Raw genomic sequence first — 21,175 nt, 5'->3', positions numbered from 1 at the left:
GCTTGCTCTCTGGCCCGAGGCATGTAAAATGGGCACTGCGGTCAACGCGATGCCATCCCAAATCTGCCTGTCTGAAGGAGGATCTCTTCAATGAGCCAGAACGTCAGCTACAAGGAACTCGGCCTGGTCAACACCCGGGATATGTTTAAAAAAGCGGTCAACGGCGGCTACGCTATTCCCGCCTACAATTTCAACAATCTGGAGCAGTTGCAGGCGATCATGGTGGCCTGCGCCGAAACCTCCTCGCCGGTCATCGTGCAGGTGAGCAAGGGGGCGCGCGAATACGCCAACCAGACCATGCTGCGCTACATGGCCATGGGCGCGGTGGCCATGGTGCGCGAGATGGGCTCCAACATCCCCATCGCCCTGCACCTCGATCACGGCGATACCTTCGAGTTGTGCAAGTCCTGCGTCGATACGGGCTTTTCCTCGGTGATGATCGATGGGTCCCATCATTCCTACGAGGACAATGTGGCCCTGACGCGCAAGGTGGTTGAATACGCCCATGCCCATGACGTCACCGTCGAGGGAGAGCTGGGCGTGCTGGCCGGCATCGAGGACGAGGTGCAGGCCGAGCACTCCACCTACACCAAACCCGAGGAAGTCGAGGATTTCGTCAGCAAGACCGGCGTCGATTCCCTGGCCATCTCCATCGGCACCAGCCATGGGGCCTTCAAGTTCAAGGTCAAGGAAGGCGAGGAGCCGCCGCCCCTGCGCTTTGATATTCTTGAGGAGATCGAGCGGCGCATTCCCGGTTTTCCCATCGTGTTGCACGGGGCGTCGAGCGTCGTGCCCGAATATGTCGAACTGATCAACGCCTACGGCGGCAAGATGGAAGGGGCGGTGGGTGTGTCCGAGACGCAGTTGCGCCGCGCCGCGGCCAGCGCGGTGTGCAAGATCAACATCGACTCCGACGGGCGTCTGGCGGTCACGGCTCGGGTGCGTGAATTCCTCGCCAAGAACCCCGGCGAGTTCGACCCGCGCAAGTATCTCGGCGTGGCCCGCAAGGAACTGGTCAAGCTCATCAAGCACAAGAACGAGGCCGTGCTCGGCAGCGCCGGCAAGGCCTGAAGCACAGGTTCCGTCAAACAGGGTTCGTCGGTGTGAACCCCTGTTTTATCGAAAGTGAAAAAGGGAACCGATTTCCTGGGGAAATCCGCTTCCCTTTTTTATTTAAAACGAAATCTTACCAAAAAAGTCATAAATGGGCCGCGCCGTCCGCATTAAGTGCTAAACTATGAACTAAAAGGAAGAAATCGCTAAACCCCCGGCGCGGGAAAGCCGAAAAGAGTGGTGAATGATTTGTTTGTATTCATTATTTAGCGCAGGCAATTTCAGGATGATGTCTGGCAACGACCAGGGAGGGGAACTTCCGCCGCACCTCCCCGCGGCACCCGAGGAGTCACGAGTATGGCCAAGCATCCCAACGAGTTCACTCGACGCATCATCACCAAATTCTTCACCGAGCGACATCTTGACGTCAATGTGACGACCGTGACGGACGGCTATGTCGTCTTCATCAATCATTTCAGCTTGTCCGAGGCCTGTGTCATCGACGATCCGACGGGCAAGCTGACCTTCGACGAAAGTCGCGACGCCTGGGACCTTTTCTGGATCAGCGGCCATTTCCGTTGGCATGCCTATGCATCCTACGACAAGCTGCATCAGGCCCTTGAAGTCATGTACGGCGATCAGGCCGCCAATCTGTTCCACAAGGTTCTGTAATAGGATGGAATGCGGGACGCGGAAATCTAGTGGTTTCCGCGTCCCGCATCACTCGTTCCTTGATGGTTCCCCCATGACGAAAAATTCGACCCTGATGTCCAGTGGCTCGCCGTTACGCAGGATCTTCAAATTGGCGCCGTCTCCGGGCTTCTTCTGCTTGACCAGATAGATCAGGTCGAAATTGTCGCCAAGTTTTTCTCCGTCCATCTCCAGCAATACATCGTCTTTTTGCAGTCCGGCGCGCTCACCCGGGGAGCCGGGCATCACTCCGGCGACGCCGACGCCGGTTTCGCGCACCTCGAGAAGGATGCCGAGTTTGACCTCGGGCGCTTCGAGACTCTCGTATTCCGTGAAGACCAGGAAGTGGTAAGGCAGCATGGGAAACTGGGGCATGTCCACATCCATCAGCCGGTCCTGCTTGTCGGGCGGGATGAGGATTTCCTTGCTGCCGACAATCAGGTAGGAGACGGGCAGGCGGCGGAACACGCGGCGGGGAATGCCGTAACCATGGCGCACATGGTTGCCGCCGGCCAGCACCACCATGCGCCGGTTTTCCCCCTGGGGACTTTGCAGGTAGCGGGCGATGTTTTCGGCCATGATTTCGTCCCACAGGGTCTGGACGCGCAGAAAGCCGTCCATGCCGCTCTGACCCGCATCGTGCCCGGCGAAGATGGCTTGCGTCATGGCGGTGTGGTAGGGGTCGCTGCGATCCATGTCCGGCAAGACGGCCTGCACCTCGGCCGGCAGTTCGGCCGGGGGACTTTGGCTGACTTGACGCACCAGGCTGCGCTCGGCGTTGAGGCCGATGACGGGAATGCGCTGTTCGCGGGCCAGCACCAGCAGGTCGCGGTAATAGGCGAAATCCATGCGCCAGGTGCCGTACCAGTCCGACTCGCGCAGGAAATCCTTTTCGTCGAGTTCCCCGGCCACCCAGCGATCCAGGGCGTTCTGCTGGGCCGGGGTGAACATTTCCATGCCCAGGGCCAGGCCGTCGGGATAGCGCGCGGCGAGGTGCTGCAAGACCCGCAGCTGGACGCGGTGAGCGGCGGGGTTGTCGTGGGTCTCGCCGATGTAGACGATGCGCGCCTCGGCGGCCTGGGCGAGCATCCCTTCTTCACCAACATAATAGCCGGTGGGCAGATGCAGGATGTCGCCGACCTGGGGTGGGCGCGGGGGCGCGTAGGGCATCTCGGGGTTGCCGAAAGCGGTTTTTTCCGGGGGCAGGGCGGGCGCGCAGGCGCTCATAAAACCTGCCATAACGGCAAGAGCCAGGAAGCGAAGCAAAGGCATGAAGGAGTCTCCTTGAGAAAGTCGACACGGCCGTGTCGAGGATCGTTGTCGTTAATTTGGGGCTTGCGCACCTGGCTTAACCCTCGGCGCCCTTGGCGGCGCGGCCGGTGAGCAGGGTGCGCAGGCTCAGCAGCAGGCTGAACAGGGCCGGCACCAGTAGCAGGGTAAAAAGAGTCGAAACCACCAACCCCCCGACCACCACGCTGCCCAAGCCGCGGTAGAGTTCGCTGCCCGCGCCGGGAAAGAGCACCAGGGGCAGCATGCCGCACACCGAGGTGCCCACGGACATGAAGATCGGCCTCACGCGGGTGCGCACCGATTCGCGCAGGGCCTCGCGCGCCTCCATGGCTTGATCGCGCATGAAATTGAGGGCTTGGTGGACGATGAGGATGGCGTTGTTGACCACCGTGCCCACCAGGATGATGAAGCCGAGCATGGTCAGGACATCCAGCGGCTGGTAGCTGAGCAGATGGCTGACTAGCCACAGGCCGACCACGCCGCCCGCCATGGCCAGGGGCACGGAAAACATGATGACCAGGGGATAGAAAAAGCTCTCGAACAGCGCTGCCATGAGCAGATAGGTGATGACCAGCGCCAGCACGAAATTCCACTTGAGCACGTCGAAGGTCAGGCGCAGCTTGTCGGCGGTGCCGGCCATGCGCACGCGCACGTCGCCGCCGAACACGCCCTCGGCGCGAAAACTGTCGATGACCTGGGCCTGAATGCGCTCCATGGCTTCCTCCAGGGGCATTTCCTCGGGGGGGCGCACCTCCAGGGCGATGGTGCGGCTGCGCTCCGAGTGGTTGATCTGTTCGGGACCGGCCACCAGGCGCACCTCGGCCACCGCGCCCAAGGGCACCTTCTGTCCGCCGGGCGCCCGCAGCAACAGGCTCGGGAGATCCTGGGTGCGGCCGGCGAAGCCCTCGGCGCCCATCACGGTCAGATCGAGTTCGTTGCCGTCGACATTCACGGTGCTGGCGCGATGGCCGTCGAGCAGGGCATCGACGACGATCCCCAGGTCGCGGGCGCTCAGGCCGAGATCGGCGAGGCGCACCCGGTCGGGAATGACGCGGATTTCGGGATTGCCCAGGTCGAGGCTCGGCACCGGACGGATCTGGGCGCCGGGCACCGCCTCGCGGATGGCGCCGAAGGCGCGTCCGCCGATCTCCACCAGCCGGGTGAGGTCGGCGCCGCTGAATTCCACGTCGATGGTACGGCCGCCGCTCAGTCCGCGCTCGAACAGGGAGGTCTGGGCGACAATGGCGATCATGCCGGGCACCTGGGCGAGACGCTGCTGGAGGGGGGGGATGAGTTCGCGGACCCGTTGGGGATCGCGGGCGCGGGTGCCCATGAAGATCTGGCGGCCCGCCGCGACGTAGAAAAAATGGCCCATGGCCGGAGTGCGGCCGCGATCGTCGTAATCGGGCTGCCACAAGGGGGCGAAATCGGCTTCGAGTTCCTCGGCGATGCGGGTGAATTCCGCGACGTTGTACCCCGGGGGCGGCAGCAGCAGGCCAATGAGCAGGTTGCGGTTGCCGGTGGGCAGATACTCGGGCTTGGGCAGCAGCAGCCAGGCGATGCCCAGGGACGCCGTGGTGAACAGCACCACCACGGCGGCGCAGGCCGGAATGCTGCGACTGACCCGGTACACCACCCGCGCGACATGATCGGTGAAGCGCTCGGCCAGCCTTACCAGGCCGAACAGTTCGCGCGGGCCAGGCCTCTTGCGGCCGGATGCGGCGGCGGGTGCCACCGCGCCGTCGGTGAGCAGGCGCGCGGCGCCCGAGGGAATCACCGACACGGAGACCACCAGGGAAAGCGCCACCGCCGCGCAGATGGCGATGGCGATGTCGCGGAACAACTGCCCCGTTTCCTGCACGATGAAGAGAATCGGCAGGAAAACGGCGATGGTGGTCAGGGTCGAGGAGAGCACCGCGCCCCACACCTCCCGCGTGCCCTCGATGGCGGCTCGCGGCGCGTCCTTGCCCATCTGCCGGTGGCGATAGATGTTTTCCAGAACCACGATGGCGTTGTCCACCACCATGCCCACCGCGAACGCCAGGCCCGCCAGGGAGATGACGTTGATGGTGCGTCCGGCGAGCACCATGACGATGAAGGTGCCGATGACCGAAACGGGGATGGCCGTGGCGACGATCAGCGTGGGCGCGAAGGAGCGCAGGAACAGCAGCAGCACCAGTACGGCGAGGGCTCCGCCGATCCACAGATTGCTCAGCACCAGGCTGATGGCCGATTCGATGTACTCGGTCTCGTCGTAGACCTGGGTGAGGGTGAGGCGCTCCTCGGCGAGGATGCCGGCATTGAGTTCCTCCAGCGCTTCCCTGAGTCCGGCCATGACCTCAAGCACGTTGGTGCCCGATTCGCGCTGCACGTTGACGGCGATGGCCGGATCGCCCACCTGGCGCACGGACACCGTGGGTTGCTCGTAGCCGAAGCGGGTTTCGGCCAGATCCCGCACGAAAACGCGCTCGCCCGAGGCGGTGCGCAGGGCGATGCGCCCGACCTCCTCGGGCGTGGTCAGCTCGGCGACGGTGCGCACGATGTAGCGGCGCTTGCCCTCATCGAAGCTGCCGGCGGAGATGTTGACGTTTTCCGCGTCGAGACCACGGATGAATTCGTTGAGGGTGAGGCCCACCGCCGCGAGCCGTTCCGGGTCCACCACCACCTGCAGCTCGCGCTCCCGGCCGCCGAACAGATTGCTGCGCGCCACCCCCGGCACCCGCTCGAAGCGCGCCTTGATGTAGTCCTCGGCAAAGATCTGGTAGGTATGAATCGGGTTGGGATTGTCGGGCCGCGGCTTGAGGACGAACCAGGCGATGGGCTGGTCATCGGTGTTGACCGTGGAGATGACCGGGCGCTCGGCATCGAGGGGGATGTTGCGCACCTGGTTGAGGCGGTTGCTGACCTTGAGCAGCGCCGCGTCCATGTCCGTGCCGGGGGCGAAGGTCAGCACGACGCGGCCCTGGCTGTCCCGCGACTCGGATTTCATCTCCTCCAGGCCCTCGACGCTTTTAAGCTCGTCTTCCTGGCGCTGGACGATTTCCTTTTCCACCTCCTCGGGACTGGCACCCGGCCAGAGGGTGGTGACGGTGATCTCCGGGCGCGAGACTTCCGGGGTCAGCTGGATGGGGGTGCGAAACAGGGAAATCAGGCCGAACAGCACCACCAGCAGCACGCCGACGGTGACGCCCACCTGGCGCCGGACGGACAGGTTGATCAGGCTCATGGCGCGCCATTCCCCGACGGGGCGGTGCCGCGGCGCAGGTTCTGTCCGGGGCGCAGCCGCTCGTTGCCGCGGATCACGACCTCGTCGCCGGCCGCCAGTTCGCCGTCCAGGGGTTCGACGACAAAGGCTGAGTCGGCGGCACCCAGAACGCGCACTTCGAGGATTTGTGCCTGATCCTCCACCACCCGCACGACCTGGCCGCCGCCGTCGGGCCGAGGAATGAAGGCATCCTTGGGCACCAGCAGGGCCGCTCCCTCGAACTCGCGGGCAAAGCGCACCCGCGCCAGCATGCCGGGCAGGATCTCAGCGGCGGGATTGGCGACCTCGATCTGCACCGGAAAGGTACGCGCGCCCAGATCGGCGCGCGGCACGATGGCGCGGATCCGTCCGCTGAAGTCGCGCCCGGGAAGGGCGTCGAAGCTGACTTCGGTTGCATCGCCGGGGCGTACAAGGCCCAACTGGTTCTCGGGCACCGGCACCATGACGTGAATGACGGAGAGATCGTCGATCTCCACCAGCGTGTCGCCCTCGCGCAGCCATTGGCCCACCTCGCTGGCCTCGCGGGCCACCACCCCGGCGAAGGGGGCGCGGATGGTCATGCGCGCAAGGCGGTCTTCGAGAATCCTCACCGCCGCGCGATGGCGCTGGGCGCTTTGGCGCAGGCTGTCGAGTTCGGTCTGGCGGCCCTGAAATTCTTCCTCGGAAATGAATTTTTGTCGGTGCAGATCATCGGCGCGACGCAGGTCGCTTTGCGCCTTGGCGATGCGCGCCTCGACCTCGCCCAGGGTAAAGCGGGCTTCCTCGAGCATCAGCTCATGACGATGGGTGCGCAGCTGCGCCAGCACCTCGCCCTTGGCGACCCTCTGGCCGCGACGCGCGGCAAGGCTTGCCACCAGCCCCTCGACCTCGGCGGCCACGGCGGCGCTGTAACGTGGCTCGGCGGTGCCGACCAGGGGCAGGGTCAGGCGCGGCTGTCCCTGCTCCACCCGCGCGGTGACCACCAGGGCGGGGGGCGGGCCGCTGTTGGCGTTGGGCTGCGCGGCGACCGGATTGGAGAGGAGAAGCGCCAGAAGAAGCAAAACCAGGAAGGGCATGGGGAGGAACTTCCTTTCGGCGAAAGCCAGGGTCCAGCCTGTCAATTATTTCCCAAAGGCAGGGGCTGTCAAGACGACTCGCCGCTCCGGGCACAAGAAAGCCTCGCGGCCCTGGGGGCGGCGAGGCTTGGTTTGTCCATCAGCCGGCGGCGGTCTTGCGCCGGCGGCTGCCGTCGCTCATCACCTGGTAGGCGCAGAATTCACCGCACATGGTGCAGGCGCCGTGTTCCTCGTCGACGCCCGATTCGGCGCGCAGGCGCCGCGCCTTGTCCGGGTCGATGGCCAGGCGGAACTGACCTTCCCAGTCAAGCGCCTTGCGGCAGCGCGCCATGGCGATGTCCTTGTCCATGGCGCCGGGAACGCCCTTGACGATGTCGGCGGCATGGGCGGCGATGCGGCTCGCCATCACTCCTTCGTGCACGTCCTCGATGGTGGGCAGGCGCAGGTGCTCGCTGGGCGTGACGTAGCAGAGAAAATCGGCGCCGGCGGCCGCCGCCAGGGTGCCGCCGATGGCGCAGGTGATGTGGTCGTAGCCCGGCGCGATGTCCGTCACCAGGGGGCCGAGCACATAGAAGGGCGCGCCGTGGCAGAGGCGCTTCTGCAGGGCGATGTTGGCCTCGATCTGGTTGAGGGGCACATGGCCCGGCCCCTCGATCATCACCTGCACGCCGGCGGCGTTGGCCCGCTGAGTCAGTTCGCCGAGGACGATGAGCTCGTGAATCTGGGCGCGGTCGGTGGCGTCGGCCAGGCAACCGGGGCGAAAGCCGTCTCCCAGGGACAGGGTGGCGTCGTAGGGTTTGACGATCTCCAGCAGCCGGTCGAAATGCTCATACAGGGGATTTTCGGCGTTGTTGTAGGCCATCCATTCGACGGTGAAGGAGCCGCCGCGCGACACCACATCCATCAGGCGTCCCTCGCGGTTCATGCGCTCCACCGTGGCGCGGGTCACGCCGCAGTGCACGGTGATGAAGTCGACCCCGTCGTCGAGGTGCTTGATGACGCCGTTGAAGATGTCGTCGATGGTCATGTCGACGATGGCCTTTTTCTGGCGCAGCACCGTATCGACGGCCGCCTGGTAGATGGGCACGCTGCCGATGCACACGCCGGTCTCGGCGATGATGGCGGCGCGGATTTCATCCACCGGTCCGCCGGTGGAGAGATCCATGATGGCGTCGGCCCCGGCGCGCACGGCCACACGGGCCTTTTCCAGTTCCTTGTCGATGCTGGTGTCGTCCTTGCTGGTGCCGATGTTGGCGTTGACCTTGGTGCGCAGGCCCTTGCCCACGGCCAGGGGGATGCCGTTCTTGCGCTTGTTGTTATGACAAATGATGGCCGTGCCCTCGGCAATGCGCGCGCGCAGCAGCTCGGCGTCGATGTTTTCGGCGGCCGCGGCCTGGCGCATGAGATCGGTGACGATGCCCTGGCGGGCGGCTTCGAGTTGCGTCATGAGTGAACCTCGCAGATTTGAAAAGGTGCCAAGACCTTGAAAAGCTCTTTGCCCGGACACGGATCACATCTGATCAAAGCGGATCAATCAGGGGCATGATTTCATCAGACCTGATCAGATTTGATCCGTGTACAAAAAGATCCTGAATTTTAAAAAGGGTATACATTATAGGCCGGGCGTCGAAAAACGGCACGGAAAAAATTTCGGATTCATGAATGTTTTACGCGTCGCCCATCTCCCGCGCCGCCTGCCGGTGATTGACCGGTCCCTGGCCGGCGCCCAAGGGGCGCGCGGCGGCGATGGCGGCGGCAATGAAGGCCTTGGCGGCGGCGACCGCCTGGACCAGGGGGCGGCCTTGGGCGAGGTAGGTGGCGATGGCCGCGGAAAAGGTGCAGCCGGTGCCGTGGGTGTTGCGGGTGGCGATGCGCGGGGTGCTGAAGCGGTGCAGCCGCTCGCCCTCCAGCAGCAGGTCCACGGCCTCGCCCTCCAGGTGGCCGCCCTTGATGAGCACGTTGCGCGCGCCCATCGTCTGGAGCTTTCGCGCCGCGCTTTCCATCTCCGCGAGGTCACGCACCTTCATGGCACATAGGGCCTCGGCCTCGGGCAGATTGGGGGTGAGCAGGTAGGTGCGCGGCAACAGGTGCTCACGTAGCGCCCGCACGGCCTCCTGCTCCAGCAGGGAGGCGCCGCCCTTGGCGATCATCACCGGATCGACCACCGCCGGCAAGCGCCGCTCCTGGATAGCGGCGCCGACCAGTTTCACGATTTCGGCGTTGAACAGCATGCCGGTTTTCAGGGTATCGGTGCCGATATCGTCGAGCACCGCCGTCAACTGCGCGCCGACGAATTCCGCCGGCACGGCGTGGATGGCGCTGACCCCCAGGGTGTTTTGCGCGGTGAGGGCCGTGATGACGCTGGTGCCGTAGGCGCCGAGCAGGCTGATGGTCTTGAGGTCGGCCTGGATGCCGGCGCCGCCGCCGGAATCGGAACCGGCGACCGTCAGCACGCGGCCGCGGGGAAAGGGCTGGCGGGCATTAAATTGCAGGGCGATTTCGCGCGCCGCCAGCCAGGGCTCGGCGGCCTGGGCGACGGCGGAGATCACCGCCACGGCATCGGCGCCGGCGGCGATCAGTTCGGCGGTGCGCTCGCGATCGATGCCGCCGATGGCGACGATGGGAATCCGCACCGCCTGGCGCACGTGACGCAGGGTTTCCACCCCCACCACCACCGCATCGTCCTTGCTGGCGGTGGGATACATGCTGCCCAGGCCGATGTAGTCGGCCCCGTCGCTCTGGGCGCGCAGGGCCTGCTCGAGGGTGCGCGTGGACACGCCGATGAGTTTGTCCGGTCCCAGCAGTCGACGTGCCTCGGCCACGCCGCCGTCGCGCTGGCCGAGATGCACCCCGTCGGCGTCGGCCTCGCGGGCCAGTTGCGCCGAATCGTTCACGATGAACAGGGCGTCGGCCGCGCGGCACAGGGCGCCGAGGCGCGTCGCGACCTCCAGGCGTTGCTCATAAGGGCGTGATTTATCGCGATACTGCAGGATGCGCGCCCCGCCCTTGAGAGCGTCCTGAATGCGCTTTTCGGCATCGGGAGAGGCGGCGTCGGTGATCAGGTAGAGTCCATGGATCATGGGAGCCTCGCGTGGGACGCGGTCCAAAGAAAATCGCCGCGATCGGTTGGATAACCGCTGCGGCGACGAATGAATCGGCTGGGGGCGAAATGCCTTCGAGGAAAAAACTCTCTGACCTCAGGCGGCAACGACGATGCGACGATTGAGCAGGTCGATTTCCTCGATGCTGCCGGCGATCTCTTCAATCTTGCCGAAGGCGTCGATGAGCCGCAGGCCGTTCTTGCCGGGGAGAATCGAGGCGATATGGTGCAGGTCGCGTTCTTCCTTGCCGAAAATCAGATGAAAGCCGCCGGGATCGAGACACATGGTTAACCCTCCTTTAAATCCTTATTTCGGAAGCTAAAGGATCTGCCCTGGGGTGTCAATAGCGTTGCATGATAAAAATGTCCCTGTGTCGCGGGTCTCGCTTCTTTACATGCCCCGGGCCGCGTGATAAATAAGGGCCTTTCCAGAATCCTTTTCTCCGGGGATTTTTCTCGCCATGCCCGTTTCCCGCCCAACTCATGTCGATATCGATCTTGCCGCCCTGCGCCACAATTTTCGCCTGGTGCGGCGTCAAGCCGGCGACGCCCGCCGGATTCTTGCCATCGTCAAGGCCGATGCCTACGGCCACGGTGCTCGCGAGGTGGCCCGCGTCCTGGAGGCCGAGGGCGCGGACCTGTTCGGCGTGGCGCTGCTGGAAGAGGCCAAGGATTTGCGCGCCGCCGGAATCCGCGCGCCCATCCTGATCCTCGGCGGCATCTATCCGGGCCAGGAGGCTGGGTTTTTTCAGCCCGACCTGATTCCCTGCATCTTCGATCTGGAAACCGCGCGCCGCCTCAACGCGGCGGCCCGTGCCGCCGGGCGGATCCTTGATTGTCACATCAAGGTCGACACGGGCATGGGCCGGGTGGGGTTTTTCAACGGCGAACTGGATCTCGTCCTGCCCGAACTGACCAAGCTCGCCAACCTGCGCGTCGATGGCGTGATGTCGCATCTATCGGTGGCCGATGAACTGCCGCATCCCTTCACCGAGGAGCAACTGGGGCGCTTTCGCCAGGCGGTGGCGCGCATCCGCGCCGCCGGCCACGCCCCGCGCTATCTGCACATCGCCAACAGCGCGGCGCTTTTTGCCCATGACATTCCCGAATGCAACCTGGTGCGGCCAGGCATTGTGCTCTACGGCGCGCTACCGTCGTCCCAATTCGCCGGGCGCCTCGACCTGCGGCCGGTCATGCACTGGCGCACCTCCATCGCCATGCTCAAAACCCTGCCGGCGGGCAGCGGGGTGAGCTACGGACGACGCTTCATCGCTACCCGCCCGACGCTGCTGGCGACCTTGCCGGTCGGCTACGCCGACGGCTACAACCGGGGCTTGACCAATCGCGGAGAAGTGCTGGTGCGCGGCTGCCGGGCGCCCGTGGCCGGCACGGTGTGCATGGACTGGACCATGGTCGATGTCACCGATGTGCCCGGCGTGCAGGTGGGCGACGAAGTCACCCTGCTCGGCGAGGCCGACGGTCAATGGATTCGCGCCGAGGACTGGGCGGAGAAAATCGGCACCATTCCCTACGAGGTCTTCTGCCAGGTGAGCAAGCGGGTGCCGAGAATCGTCAAAGGCTGACGCCTTTGTCATTTGTCCTTGGTCCTTTGTGGTCGGTGAGTCATTGTGGCTTTCGTGCCCGAAACCGCGCCGCCTGGATTTTTTTCCTTTGAACAAAGGACCAAGGACAAATGACCAAGGACAATTTTTTTCTTGCCCTTGATCTCGGTACCACCACCCTGGTCGGACGGCTGCTGGGCGGGGGCGGGGAGGTGCTGGCCGAGGAGCGCCGAGCGAACCCGCAGGGCGCGGTGGCGTCCGACATCATCCGGCGTCTGGAGGCGGCGCGGAGTGGGCGCGGGGCGGAGCTGCAAGGGCTTCTGGCGCAGGGGGTTCAAGCCCTGACTGTCGACCTGCTGCGGCAGGCCGGGGTTGAGTCGGCGCGGCTGGGCGGGGCCGCCCTGGCCGCCAATCCGGGCATTGCTCATCTGCTTGCCGGCGAAACCGTCGATAGTCTGCTGTTTCCCCCCCATCGCCCCAACTTTCGCGGCGGCGCGTTGTTCCCCGCAACGCGCTTCGGTCTGGATCTGCCCTGTTCCATCTATCTTTTTCCCCTGGTGTCGGGCTACGTGGGCGGTGATCTGGTGGCTTTTCTCTTCGGCCAGGACGAACCTGCCGCCGCGACCCTGTATGTCGACATCGGCACCAACGCCGAACTGGCGCTGTACGCCGCGGGCCGCCGGCTGGTTAGTTCGGTGGCGGCGGGGCCGGCCTTCGAGGGCGGCGAGATCGCCTGCGGCATGATGCGCGGCCCCGGAGCCGTGGACGCGGTCAGGGTCGCGGGGGATCGCTTGCAACTGACCCTGGTGGGGACGAGCGCGCCGCGCGGCATCTGCGGCAGCGGGCTGGTGACGGCGGTGGCGGCGGCGCTCGACGGAGGTCTCATGGACCGGGCCGGAACCTTGCGGGCTCCGGGGGAAGTGACCACCAATCTGGCGCGCTACCTGACGGAGAAAAACGGGCAGCGGGCCCTGCGGCTCTATCGCGATGCCGCCGTCGAGCTGTTCCTCACCCAGGATGAGATCCGTGCGTTCCAGTTGGCCAAGGGGGCGGTGCATGCCGGCGCGGCCTGCCTGCTGGAGCGGGCCGGGGTCAGGGCGGAGGAGTTGGGCGAGGTGGTGGTGACGGGCGCATTCGGCGCCGCCCTGGGGCGCGAAACCCTGAAAAAAGTTGCCATGCTGCCGGAATCCATGATAGAAAAAATCCGTTTTGAAACCGATGGCGCCCTGCGCGGCGTCACCCGTTTTCTGACCACGGCGGGGGCCGAAACCCGGGTGGCGCAACTGGCCGCGGCCCTGCGTCCCTACCCCCTGTCCGGCACTCCCGCCTTTGAAAAGGCCTTTATCGCAGCGCTCAACTTCTGAAAACCGCCGTTTCCGTCGGTTTTTTTTGTTTTCGGCCCATCGCCAACGTTAGGGAAAGGATTCCTCCATGGCCAGCATCAAGCGTGCGCTCATCAGTCTTTCGGACAAGACCGGCATTGTCGAGTTTGCCCGCGAACTCGCGGGGTTCGGGGTGGAAATTCTCTCCACCGGCGGCACCGCCAAGCTGCTGCGCGACAGCGGCCTCCCGGTCAAGGACGTCTCCGAGTTCACCGGGTTTCCCGAGATGCTCGACGGCCGCGTCAAAACCCTGCATCCCAAGGTGCATGGCGGGCTGCTCGGCCTGCGCGACAACCCCGAGCACGTCGCCACCATGGCCAAGCACGGCATCGAACCCATCGACATGGTGGTGGTCAATCTCTATCCCTTCGAGGCCACCGTCGCCAAGCAGGGCTGCACCCTGGAAGACGCCATCGAGAACATCGACATCGGCGGGCCGACCATGCTGCGCAGCGCCGCCAAGAACAACCGCGACGTGACGGTTATCGTCGATCCCGCCGATTACGCCCCGGTGTTGGCCGAGATGAAGGCCGCGCAGGGCGCGGTGTCCCGCGACACCAATTTCAGCCTGGCCGTGAAGGTGTATCAGCACACCGCCGCCTACGACGGCGCCATCTCCAACTGGCTGGGCAAGAAGCTCGGCGCCGAGTCCGCCGAATTTCCGCCGACCCTGACCTTTCAGTTTCACAAGGCGCAGGACATGCGCTACGGGGAGAATCCCCACCAGAAGGCCGCCTTCTACGTCGAGCGCGACATCCGCGAGGCGTCCATCGCCACGGCCCGTCAGCTTCAGGGCAAGGAACTCTCCTACAACAATATCGCCGATACCGATGCCGCCCTCGAATGCGTCAAGCAGTTCAGCGAGGGGCCGGCCTGCGTCATCGTCAAGCACGCCAACCCCTGCGGCGTCGCCCTGGGCAAAAACCTTCTCGATGCCTACGGCCGGGCCTTTTCAACGGATCCCGAATCGGCCTTCGGCGGCATCATCGCCTTCAACCGCGAGCTCGACGCGGCCACCGCGAAAGCGATTGTCGATCAGCAGTTCGTCGAGGTGATCATCGCGCCGAAAGTGACCGCGGAAGCCTCGCAGGTGGTGGCGGCCAAGAAAAACGTGCGCCTGCTCCAATGCGGCTTCTGGCCCGAGAAGTCCCCGTCCCGGCTCGATCTCAAGCGGGTCAACGGCGGCCTGCTGGTGCAGGATACGGATCTCGATCTGCTCGATGAAATCAAGGTCGTGACCAAGCGCCGGCCCACCGACCAGGAGATGGAGGATCTGCTCTTCACCTGGCGGGTCGCCAAGTTCGTCAAGTCCAACGCCATCGTCTACGGCAAGGCCGGCATGACCATCGGCGTCGGCGCTGGCCAGATGAGCCGCGTAAACTCGGCGCGCATCGCCGCCATCAAGGCCGAGCATGCCGGGCTTGAGGTCAAGGGCTCGGTGATGGCCTCGGATGCCTTCTTCCCCTTCCGCGACGGCATCGACAACGCGGCCGCCAACGGCATCGCCGCGGTCATCCAGCCCGGCGGCTCGATCCGTGACGAGGAAGTCATCGCCGCCGCCGACGAGCACGGCATGGCCATGGTGTTCACCGCCATGCGCCATTTCCGGCATTGATGGATGTAGGGGCGCAGCATGCTGCGCCCTGGGCGAGGCAGCGCCTCGCCCCTACAACGGCATGGCAACCAGGGTGCAGCAGGTTGCGCCCCTACGATGTATTTAATAAAGACAAAGAAGAGGTGAGAGATGAAGATTCTGGTGGTCGGTGGAGGGGGGCGCGAACACGCCCTGGTCTGGAAAATCGCCCAATCGCCCCTGGTGGCGCGGGTCTGGTGCGCGCCGGGCAATCCCGGCATCGCCCAGCTTGCCGAGTGCGTGGACATTGCCGCCGACGATCTCGAGGGCCTGTTGACCTTTGCCGTGGAGCAGGACATCGACCTCACCGTGGTGGGTCCCGAGGCGCCCCTGACCCTGGGCATCGTCGATCGTTTCCGCGCGGCGGGACTGACCATCTTCGGCCCGACCCAGGCGGCGGCGCGTCTGGAAGGGAGCAAGGGCTTCTCCAAGGATCTCATGGCCAAATACGGCATTCCCACGGCGGCCTACCGGCGCTTTTCCGATCGTGACGAGGCGGTGGCCTACATCCGCGCCCAAGGCGCGCCCATCGTCGTCAAGGCCGACGGTCTGGCCGCCGGCAAGGGCGTGGTGGTGGCGACCGGCATCGACGAGGCGGTGGCGGCGGTGGACGCCATCATGGTCGACGGGGCGTTCGGCGCCGCCGGTGCCGAGGTGGTCGTCGAGGAGTTCATGGACGGCGAGGAGGCTTCCTTTTTCGTCTTCACCGACGGCACCAACATCCTGCCCCTGGCATCGGCCCAGGATCACAAGCGCATCTTCGACGGTGACCGGGGGCCGAACACCGGCGGCATGGGCGCCTATTCCCCGGCGCCGGTGGTCACCGCCGAGATCCACCGCAAGATTCTTGAAACCATCGTGCGTCCCACCATCGTCGGCATGGCGCGCGAAGGCTGTCCCTACGCCGGAATTCTCTACGTGGGGTTGATGATCGCCCAGGGCAAGGCGCGGGTAGTGGAGTACAACGCTCGCTTCGGCGATCCCGAGGCGCAACCTCTGATCATGCGCCTCAAGTCCGACATCGTGCCTGTGCTGCTCGGCTGCGCGCGCGGCGAAATGCGCCAGACCGAGCTCGAATGGCACGACAAGGCGGCGGTTTGCGTGGTCATGGCCTCGGGCGGCTATCCCGGTCCCTACGAGAAGGGGTTTGCCATCTCGGGGCTGGACGAGGCGGCGAAGATCGAGGATCTCTTCGTCTTTCACGCCGGCACCGCCGCCCGGGACGGCCAGATCGTCAACACCGGCGGCCGGGTGCTCGGCGTCACCGGCCTGGGCGCCACGGTGGCGGAGGCCATCGCCAAGGCTTACCAAGGCGTGGAGCGGATTTCCTGGCAAGGCGCCCGGTACCGCCGCGACATCGGCCGGAAGGCTTTGAATCGGAACGTATAAGAATTTTCACCGCTGAGGCCGCAGGGTACGCCGAGGGAAATCACTGAGGAAATTTTTCTCTGCGACCTCCGCGCGCTCTGCGGTGAGGCCATTTTTACGACGGAGAGTTAAGTTATGAGCACTCAGCCGCTGGTTGGAATTCTGATGGGCAGCGACAATGATTACGAGGTGATGGTCGAGGCGGGCAAGGCCCTCAAGGAACTGGGCATCGGTTTCGAGATGGTCGTGTCCAGCGCCCATCGCACGCCCGAGCGCACCGCCGCCTATGTGCGCAGCGCCCGCGAGCGTGGGTTGAGGGTGCTCATCGCCGGCGCCGGTGCCGCCGCCCATCTGGCCGGCGTGGTGGCCGCCGAAACCACCTTGCCGGTGGTGGCGGTGCCCATCGATTCAAGCGCCCTGCAGGGTCTCGATGCCCTGCTCGCCATGGTGCAGATGCCCGCCGGCATTCCCGTGGCGACCATGGCCATCGGTAAGCCCGGCGCGCGCAACGCCGGTATTTTTGCCGCTCAGATCCTCGGTGCCGCGGACCCGGCCATGGCCGCGCGGCTTGCCGAGTTCAAGGAAAAAATGGCCGCCGGCGTCGTCGCCAAATCCGACGCCCTGCAAAAGCGCCTTGCCGAGGACGGGTTCTGCTGAGGGCGGCCTGATGCGCGCTTTCCCTTGACAAAATAGTTTGTGCGCTTTAATGTCTACGGCAACAGTGATTTCCGGCGAGAGGTTGTGCCCATGAAAATGCTTGCGCCCGTGCTTATCGTTTTAGCCGCGCTGGTGGCGGTTCCGGTTTTTTCCGAGGAGCCGAACCTGGAGATTCCCGATGCGGTGGTGTTTCCCGCCCGCCTGGGTGACGTGAACTTCAGCCATGTCGACCACGCTCGCTGGGTTCCTGATTGTAATACCTGTCATCACATGGAAACCTACGACAAGTGCAGTTCCTGTCACGGAGCGCGGCCTGATGCCCGCAAGAAGACCGACGCCTTTCACATGCAGTGCAAGGGCTGCCATCAGGAACAAAACCTGAGCACCAACTGCTCGGATTGCCATATCCGCTAGGCTCACCCCCCCATCTCTTCTTCATCAAACCGACGCCGGTCCCGCCGTGCGTCGGTTTTTTGTTCCTGCCCCCTGTTTTTTGACACCTCCCTTGCCGCCTTCTCACCCCTCAGCGCTGGAGTAACGGCCTCGAATCCTTTCTTTCCGCCACGGCATGTATTTTGTATGTGTGGTTGATGGATTGTTGCATGTTAATTCATGGATGCACAGGAAAGACTATTAATGATTCCTGCTCTTCGGTCCCTTGCTTCTGGCGTCGGTTCCCGCGACCGGCGCGGTGCGCGGCTTTCCCGGCGACTCTTGCTGGGGGGCGCCGCGCTGTTCCTGCTGGCCGCGGCGGCGGTGGAAGCCTCCGACCCCGGTTGTCTGACCGCCGAATGCCATGGCGACCTGGGCAAAGCGCGGCATTTGCATGGTCCGGTGGGGGCGGGCGAATGCCTGCCCTGCCACCAGCAGGGCAAGGGCCGGCATCCGCAGGGGGGGGCGGAGATGAAACTCGTCGCCGAGGGCGACGCCCTGTGCCTGATGTGCCATGCCGACCCGCGCGCCGGGAGGGAAAAGGCTCACTCGGCCCTGGCCCTGGGGTGCACGGGTTGTCACGATCCCCACGGCGGCGCCTTTCCCGGCATGTTGTCGGCTTCGGGATCGCAGCTCTGTCGGGATTGCCACGCCAATCCCGCCGATGAATTCCCCGTGGCGCACCGTCCGGTCAAGGCCGGCAGCTGCACCCTCTGCCATCGTCCCCACGCCGGGTACGGCGAGGCGGTGCTCATCGCTCCCATGACCGAGTTGTGCAGCCGCTGCCACAGCGGCAAGACCCGCGACCGCAAGCATCTCCACGGCCCTGTGAAGGACGGTGACTGCACCGCCTGCCACGGCGCCCACGGCGGCAAGGAAAAGGGCCTGCTGCCGGCGCGCGGCGCCCAGCTGTGCGCCGAGTGTCACGAGAGCAAGCAAACCGCCGCCGTGCAGCACACCCCAGTGCGCGAGGGTGATTGCGGCGGCTGCCACGATGCCCACGGCTCCAACGCGCCCTTTCTGCTGCCCGCCCCGGGCAATGAGCTGTGCTATTCCTGTCACGGCGACAAGGAATCCCTGCGCGCCATGAAGAACGTGCATCCCATCGTCACCCAGGGCTGCGTGCAATGCCACGACCCCCACGGCGGGGCGACCGCCGCCATGCTGCCCGCCCAGGGCGATGCGCTCTGCGTCTCCTGTCACGAAGCCGTGGGGCGCCAGGCGGCGGAGGCCCAATCGCACCACGCGGCGATTCCCGACGCCGGCTGCGCGGCCTGTCACGACCCGCACGGGACCGGCAATCATCGCCTGTTTCCCACGCCCGGCGCCCAGGTCTGCTACGAGTGCCATGCCGACATGGCGCAAACCGTGGCCCAGGCCGCCTTTCAGCACGGCCCCGTCGAAGCCGGGGAATGCTGGATCTGCCACAATCCCCACGGCTCGCCCTACGCGCCGCTGCTCAAGGGCTATTATCCCGAGGAGTTCTACACCGAATTCGAGTTGGGCAACTACGATCTGTGCTTTGCCTGTCATGATCGGCAGGCCTTCATCTACGACCGCACCGCCGACCTGACGGGATTTCGCAACGGCGATGCCAATCTGCACTATTTGCACGTCAATCGCCCGGTGAAAAGCCGGGTGTGCAAGAGCTGCCACGGGGTCCACGGCGCCGATCAGCCCAAACTCATCAAGAGCCGCATTCCCGGCTTCGGCGCCTGGGAGATTCCCATCCGCTTCGAGCAACACGATACGGGCGCGACCTGCTTCGTGGGCTGTCACAAGCCCAAGACCTACGATCGGGTGAAGCCGGTGCGGTATTAGACCGGGGCTCACGGACGGGCACCGACAGGTACGGACGGGCAGGGACGGACACACTTAAGGGTAGTGGATGATGAAACGGGTCATTCGGCAAATGATGCTGGTGGGGTTGGTGGCGGGGGCCTTGGGGGCCTGCGCGCCGGCGCAGCCCGAGCGGCAGCGGTTTTTCTGGCCGCCGGGGACGGCCAATCCGCGCATCGAATATGTCGATTTTTACGAGAAGGCCGAGGATGCGCGGCGCGGCGCGCCCAACCGGGTGCGCGACGCGATTCTCGGCAAGGAACGGCCCCAGCCGCTCTTCGACCGGCCGGTGGACGTGGCCTCCGACGGGCGCGGGCGTTTCTACGTCTCCGATGCCGGTACGCGCCGCGTGCACGTGCTCGATCTAGAGACCTTCACCACGGGTTTTCTCGGCGATGAAAAGGGCAGCCCCTTCGATTTTCGCCTGCCCCATGGTCTGGGTATTGACGGCGCGGGGCAAGTTTATGTCAGCGACATCCAGCAGCATCAGATTCACGTCTTCGGCGCCGACGGCCGTTTTCTGCGCAGTCTCGGCGGCGGGCAGCTGGAAAACCCCGCCGGACTCGCCGTGGCGCCCGACGGCAGCCGCCTGTGGGTCGCCGAGCCCCAGCAGCATCGCATCGTCGTCCTTGATGCCGCAGGCGCGCTGGTGCAGCGCTTCGGGGAGCGCGGCAGCCGCCCCGGCAGCTTCAATTACCCTCTGGATGTGGATCTCGACCCGGCGGGCAACCTCTATGTGCTCGATTCCCTCAACGCGCGGGTGCAGGTATTCGATGCCGCGGGCAAGTTCCTGCGTCAGTTCGGCGAGCGCGGCACGGCCCTGGGCTCCTTCCAGATCCCCAAGGCGCTGGCCGTCGATGCCTCCGGGCATGTCTACGTGACCGATGCCCGGGCGCACCGCTTCGTGATTTTTGATCTCGAGGGCCGCCACCTGCTGACCATCGGCGGCAAGCATTCGGCCTCGGGCGGTGTTGCTCCCGGCGGCTTCCTGCTGCCCGGCGGCATCGACGCCGACGATCAGGACGGCATCTACGTGGTCGACGGACTCAACCGCATGGTGCACCGTTTCCAGTATCTCAACGACGCCTGGCTCGCCGCCCATCCCATCAAGAGCGGCGAGGCGGCGGTGCCGACACGCTAGAAGGAAGCAGGTTTTTCCCATGCACGGACGATTCGCTCACAGCATGTTCGCCGCGGCCCTGATCCTGGGCCTACTGCTGGTCGCCGGGCCGGCGGCGGCGCTGCGCATCGTCTATCCGGCGGACAAGACCTACGTCACCAAGTCCAACTATCTGATTCTCAAGACCGACGATCCGGCCATCACCGGCGTCACCGTGAGCCTCAACGGTACCGAGAGCGATCTCATCGACATCAGCGACGAGGTCTACCGCAACGCCTTCGGCGACATCATCATCCTGATTCCCTCCTGGAATCCCGGGCGCAACCAGATCGTCGTCGCCGCCTTCAAGGAAGAGCGCCGCGTCGCTCGCGAGGCGGCGAGCATCGTTTACCTGCCCAGCCTCAACACCTATCCGCCCAAGGATTTCGAGGCCTTCGTCATGCACACCGCCCAAGGCGAGGCCCTGTGCGCGCCCTGTCACCACATGAATCCGACCCCCGCGCAGCTGCGCGGCGACACGGCGGCGACCAACCCCTGCGGCGACTGCCACAAGGGCATGCTCGAGCGTAAATACGTGCACGGCCCGGCGGGCGTGTGGGACTGCGTGACCTGCCATGAGAGCGACAGCCAGCCCAACCGCTATCGCCTGAGCGCCAGCGAGGCCGAACTGTGCAACGGCTGCCACACGGACAAGACCGAGGAATTCAAGAACCGCAAATACGCCCACGG

At 65.1% G+C, this 21,175-nt stretch carries 17 protein-coding genes; 11 read left to right on the top strand and 6 right to left on the bottom strand.

What is annotated here, in order from left to right:
• Positions 1-90: 90 nt before the first annotated feature.
• Positions 91-1,071, top strand: coding sequence for a class II fructose-bisphosphate aldolase (locus QAT43_RS07120; protein ID WP_305042359.1), 981 nt, complete (start codon positions 91-93; stop codon positions 1,069-1,071).
• A 339-nt stretch (positions 1,072-1,410) separates the two neighbouring features.
• The gene (locus QAT43_RS07115) at positions 1,411-1,725 is read left to right on the top strand and encodes a DUF3024 domain-containing protein (protein WP_305042358.1); all 315 of its coding nucleotides are present in this window, start codon (positions 1,411-1,413) and stop codon (positions 1,723-1,725) included.
• Between the two features lie 48 nt (positions 1,726-1,773).
• On the opposite strand, the gene QAT43_RS07110 is transcribed toward QAT43_RS07115, so the two are convergent.
• From QAT43_RS07110 to QAT43_RS07085, 6 genes are all read right to left on the bottom strand, one after another.
• Entirely contained in the window at positions 1,774-3,015 is a 1,242-nt protein-coding gene (locus tag QAT43_RS07110) for a ChaN family lipoprotein (RefSeq protein ID WP_305042357.1), read from the bottom strand.
• Between the two features lie 76 nt (positions 3,016-3,091).
• Positions 3,092-6,259 (bottom strand): efflux RND transporter permease subunit, encoded by a 3,168-nt coding sequence (locus QAT43_RS07105; RefSeq protein ID WP_305042356.1) that lies wholly within the window; start codon positions 6,257-6,259, stop codon positions 3,092-3,094.
• Positions 6,256-7,353 carry an efflux RND transporter periplasmic adaptor subunit gene (locus QAT43_RS07100; protein ID WP_305042355.1) on the bottom strand — a complete coding sequence of 366 codons (1,098 nt, stop codon included), beginning with the start codon at positions 7,351-7,353 and terminating at the stop codon, positions 6,256-6,258. Before QAT43_RS07100 ends, QAT43_RS07105 begins: the two co-directional genes overlap by 4 nt.
• 139 nt (positions 7,354-7,492) lie before the next feature.
• Positions 7,493-8,800, bottom strand: a complete 1,308-nt coding sequence (gene thiC, locus QAT43_RS07095) for a phosphomethylpyrimidine synthase ThiC (RefSeq protein ID WP_305042354.1) — start codon at positions 8,798-8,800, stop codon at positions 7,493-7,495.
• A 220-nt stretch (positions 8,801-9,020) separates the two neighbouring features.
• Complete coding sequence (gene thiD, locus QAT43_RS07090) at positions 9,021-10,433, bottom strand: bifunctional hydroxymethylpyrimidine kinase/phosphomethylpyrimidine kinase (RefSeq protein ID WP_305042353.1); 1,413 nt, start codon at positions 10,431-10,433, stop codon at positions 9,021-9,023.
• Positions 10,434-10,550: 117 nt separating this feature from the next.
• Positions 10,551-10,739, bottom strand: coding sequence for a CooT family nickel-binding protein (locus QAT43_RS07085; protein WP_305042352.1), 189 nt, complete (start codon positions 10,737-10,739; stop codon positions 10,551-10,553).
• A 175-nt stretch (positions 10,740-10,914) separates the two neighbouring features.
• On the opposite strand from QAT43_RS07085, the gene alr reads away from it, so the two are divergent.
• The 9 genes from alr to QAT43_RS07040 form a co-directional block, all read left to right on the top strand.
• The gene (alr, locus tag QAT43_RS07080) at positions 10,915-12,036 is read left to right on the top strand and encodes an alanine racemase (RefSeq protein WP_305042351.1); all 1,122 of its coding nucleotides are present in this window, start codon (positions 10,915-10,917) and stop codon (positions 12,034-12,036) included.
• Between the two features lie 110 nt (positions 12,037-12,146).
• A complete protein-coding gene (locus QAT43_RS07075; protein WP_305042350.1) occupies positions 12,147-13,379 on the top strand; it encodes an ASKHA domain-containing protein in 1,233 nt (410 codons plus the stop codon).
• A gap of 67 nt (positions 13,380-13,446) precedes the next feature.
• A complete protein-coding gene (gene purH / locus QAT43_RS07070) occupies positions 13,447-15,012 on the top strand; it encodes a bifunctional phosphoribosylaminoimidazolecarboxamide formyltransferase/IMP cyclohydrolase (protein ID WP_305042349.1) in 1,566 nt (521 codons plus the stop codon).
• Between the two features lie 129 nt (positions 15,013-15,141).
• Entirely contained in the window at positions 15,142-16,419 is a 1,278-nt protein-coding gene (purD, locus tag QAT43_RS07065; RefSeq protein WP_305042348.1) for a phosphoribosylamine--glycine ligase, read from the top strand.
• Positions 16,420-16,533: 114 nt separating this feature from the next.
• Positions 16,534-17,055: a 5-(carboxyamino)imidazole ribonucleotide mutase gene (gene purE / locus QAT43_RS07060; protein WP_305042347.1), complete on the top strand. Its 522-nt coding sequence runs from the start codon at positions 16,534-16,536 to the stop codon at positions 17,053-17,055.
• Positions 17,056-17,145: 90 nt separating this feature from the next.
• On the top strand, positions 17,146-17,469 hold the full coding sequence (locus tag QAT43_RS07055; protein ID WP_305042346.1) for a cytochrome c3 family protein: 324 nt from the start codon (positions 17,146-17,148) through the stop codon (positions 17,467-17,469).
• 222 nt (positions 17,470-17,691) lie between these two features.
• Positions 17,692-19,308: a cytochrome c3 family protein gene (locus tag QAT43_RS07050; protein WP_305042345.1), complete on the top strand. Its 1,617-nt coding sequence runs from the start codon at positions 17,692-17,694 to the stop codon at positions 19,306-19,308.
• Positions 19,309-19,375: 67 nt separating this feature from the next.
• Positions 19,376-20,467 carry a 6-bladed beta-propeller gene (locus QAT43_RS07045; protein WP_305042344.1) on the top strand — a complete coding sequence of 364 codons (1,092 nt, stop codon included), beginning with the start codon at positions 19,376-19,378 and terminating at the stop codon, positions 20,465-20,467.
• A gap of 19 nt (positions 20,468-20,486) precedes the next feature.
• A partial coding sequence (locus tag QAT43_RS07040; protein WP_305042343.1) for a cytochrome c3 family protein occupies positions 20,487-21,175 on the top strand: 689 nt, incomplete at its 3' end.

This window comes from Geoalkalibacter sp. (genome assembly GCF_030604225.1).
GTDB lineage: Bacteria > Desulfobacterota > Desulfuromonadia > Desulfuromonadales > Geoalkalibacteraceae > Geoalkalibacter.
Note: the sequence above shows the minus strand (reverse complement) of the source record. Positions and strands in the feature narration are given on the sequence as shown.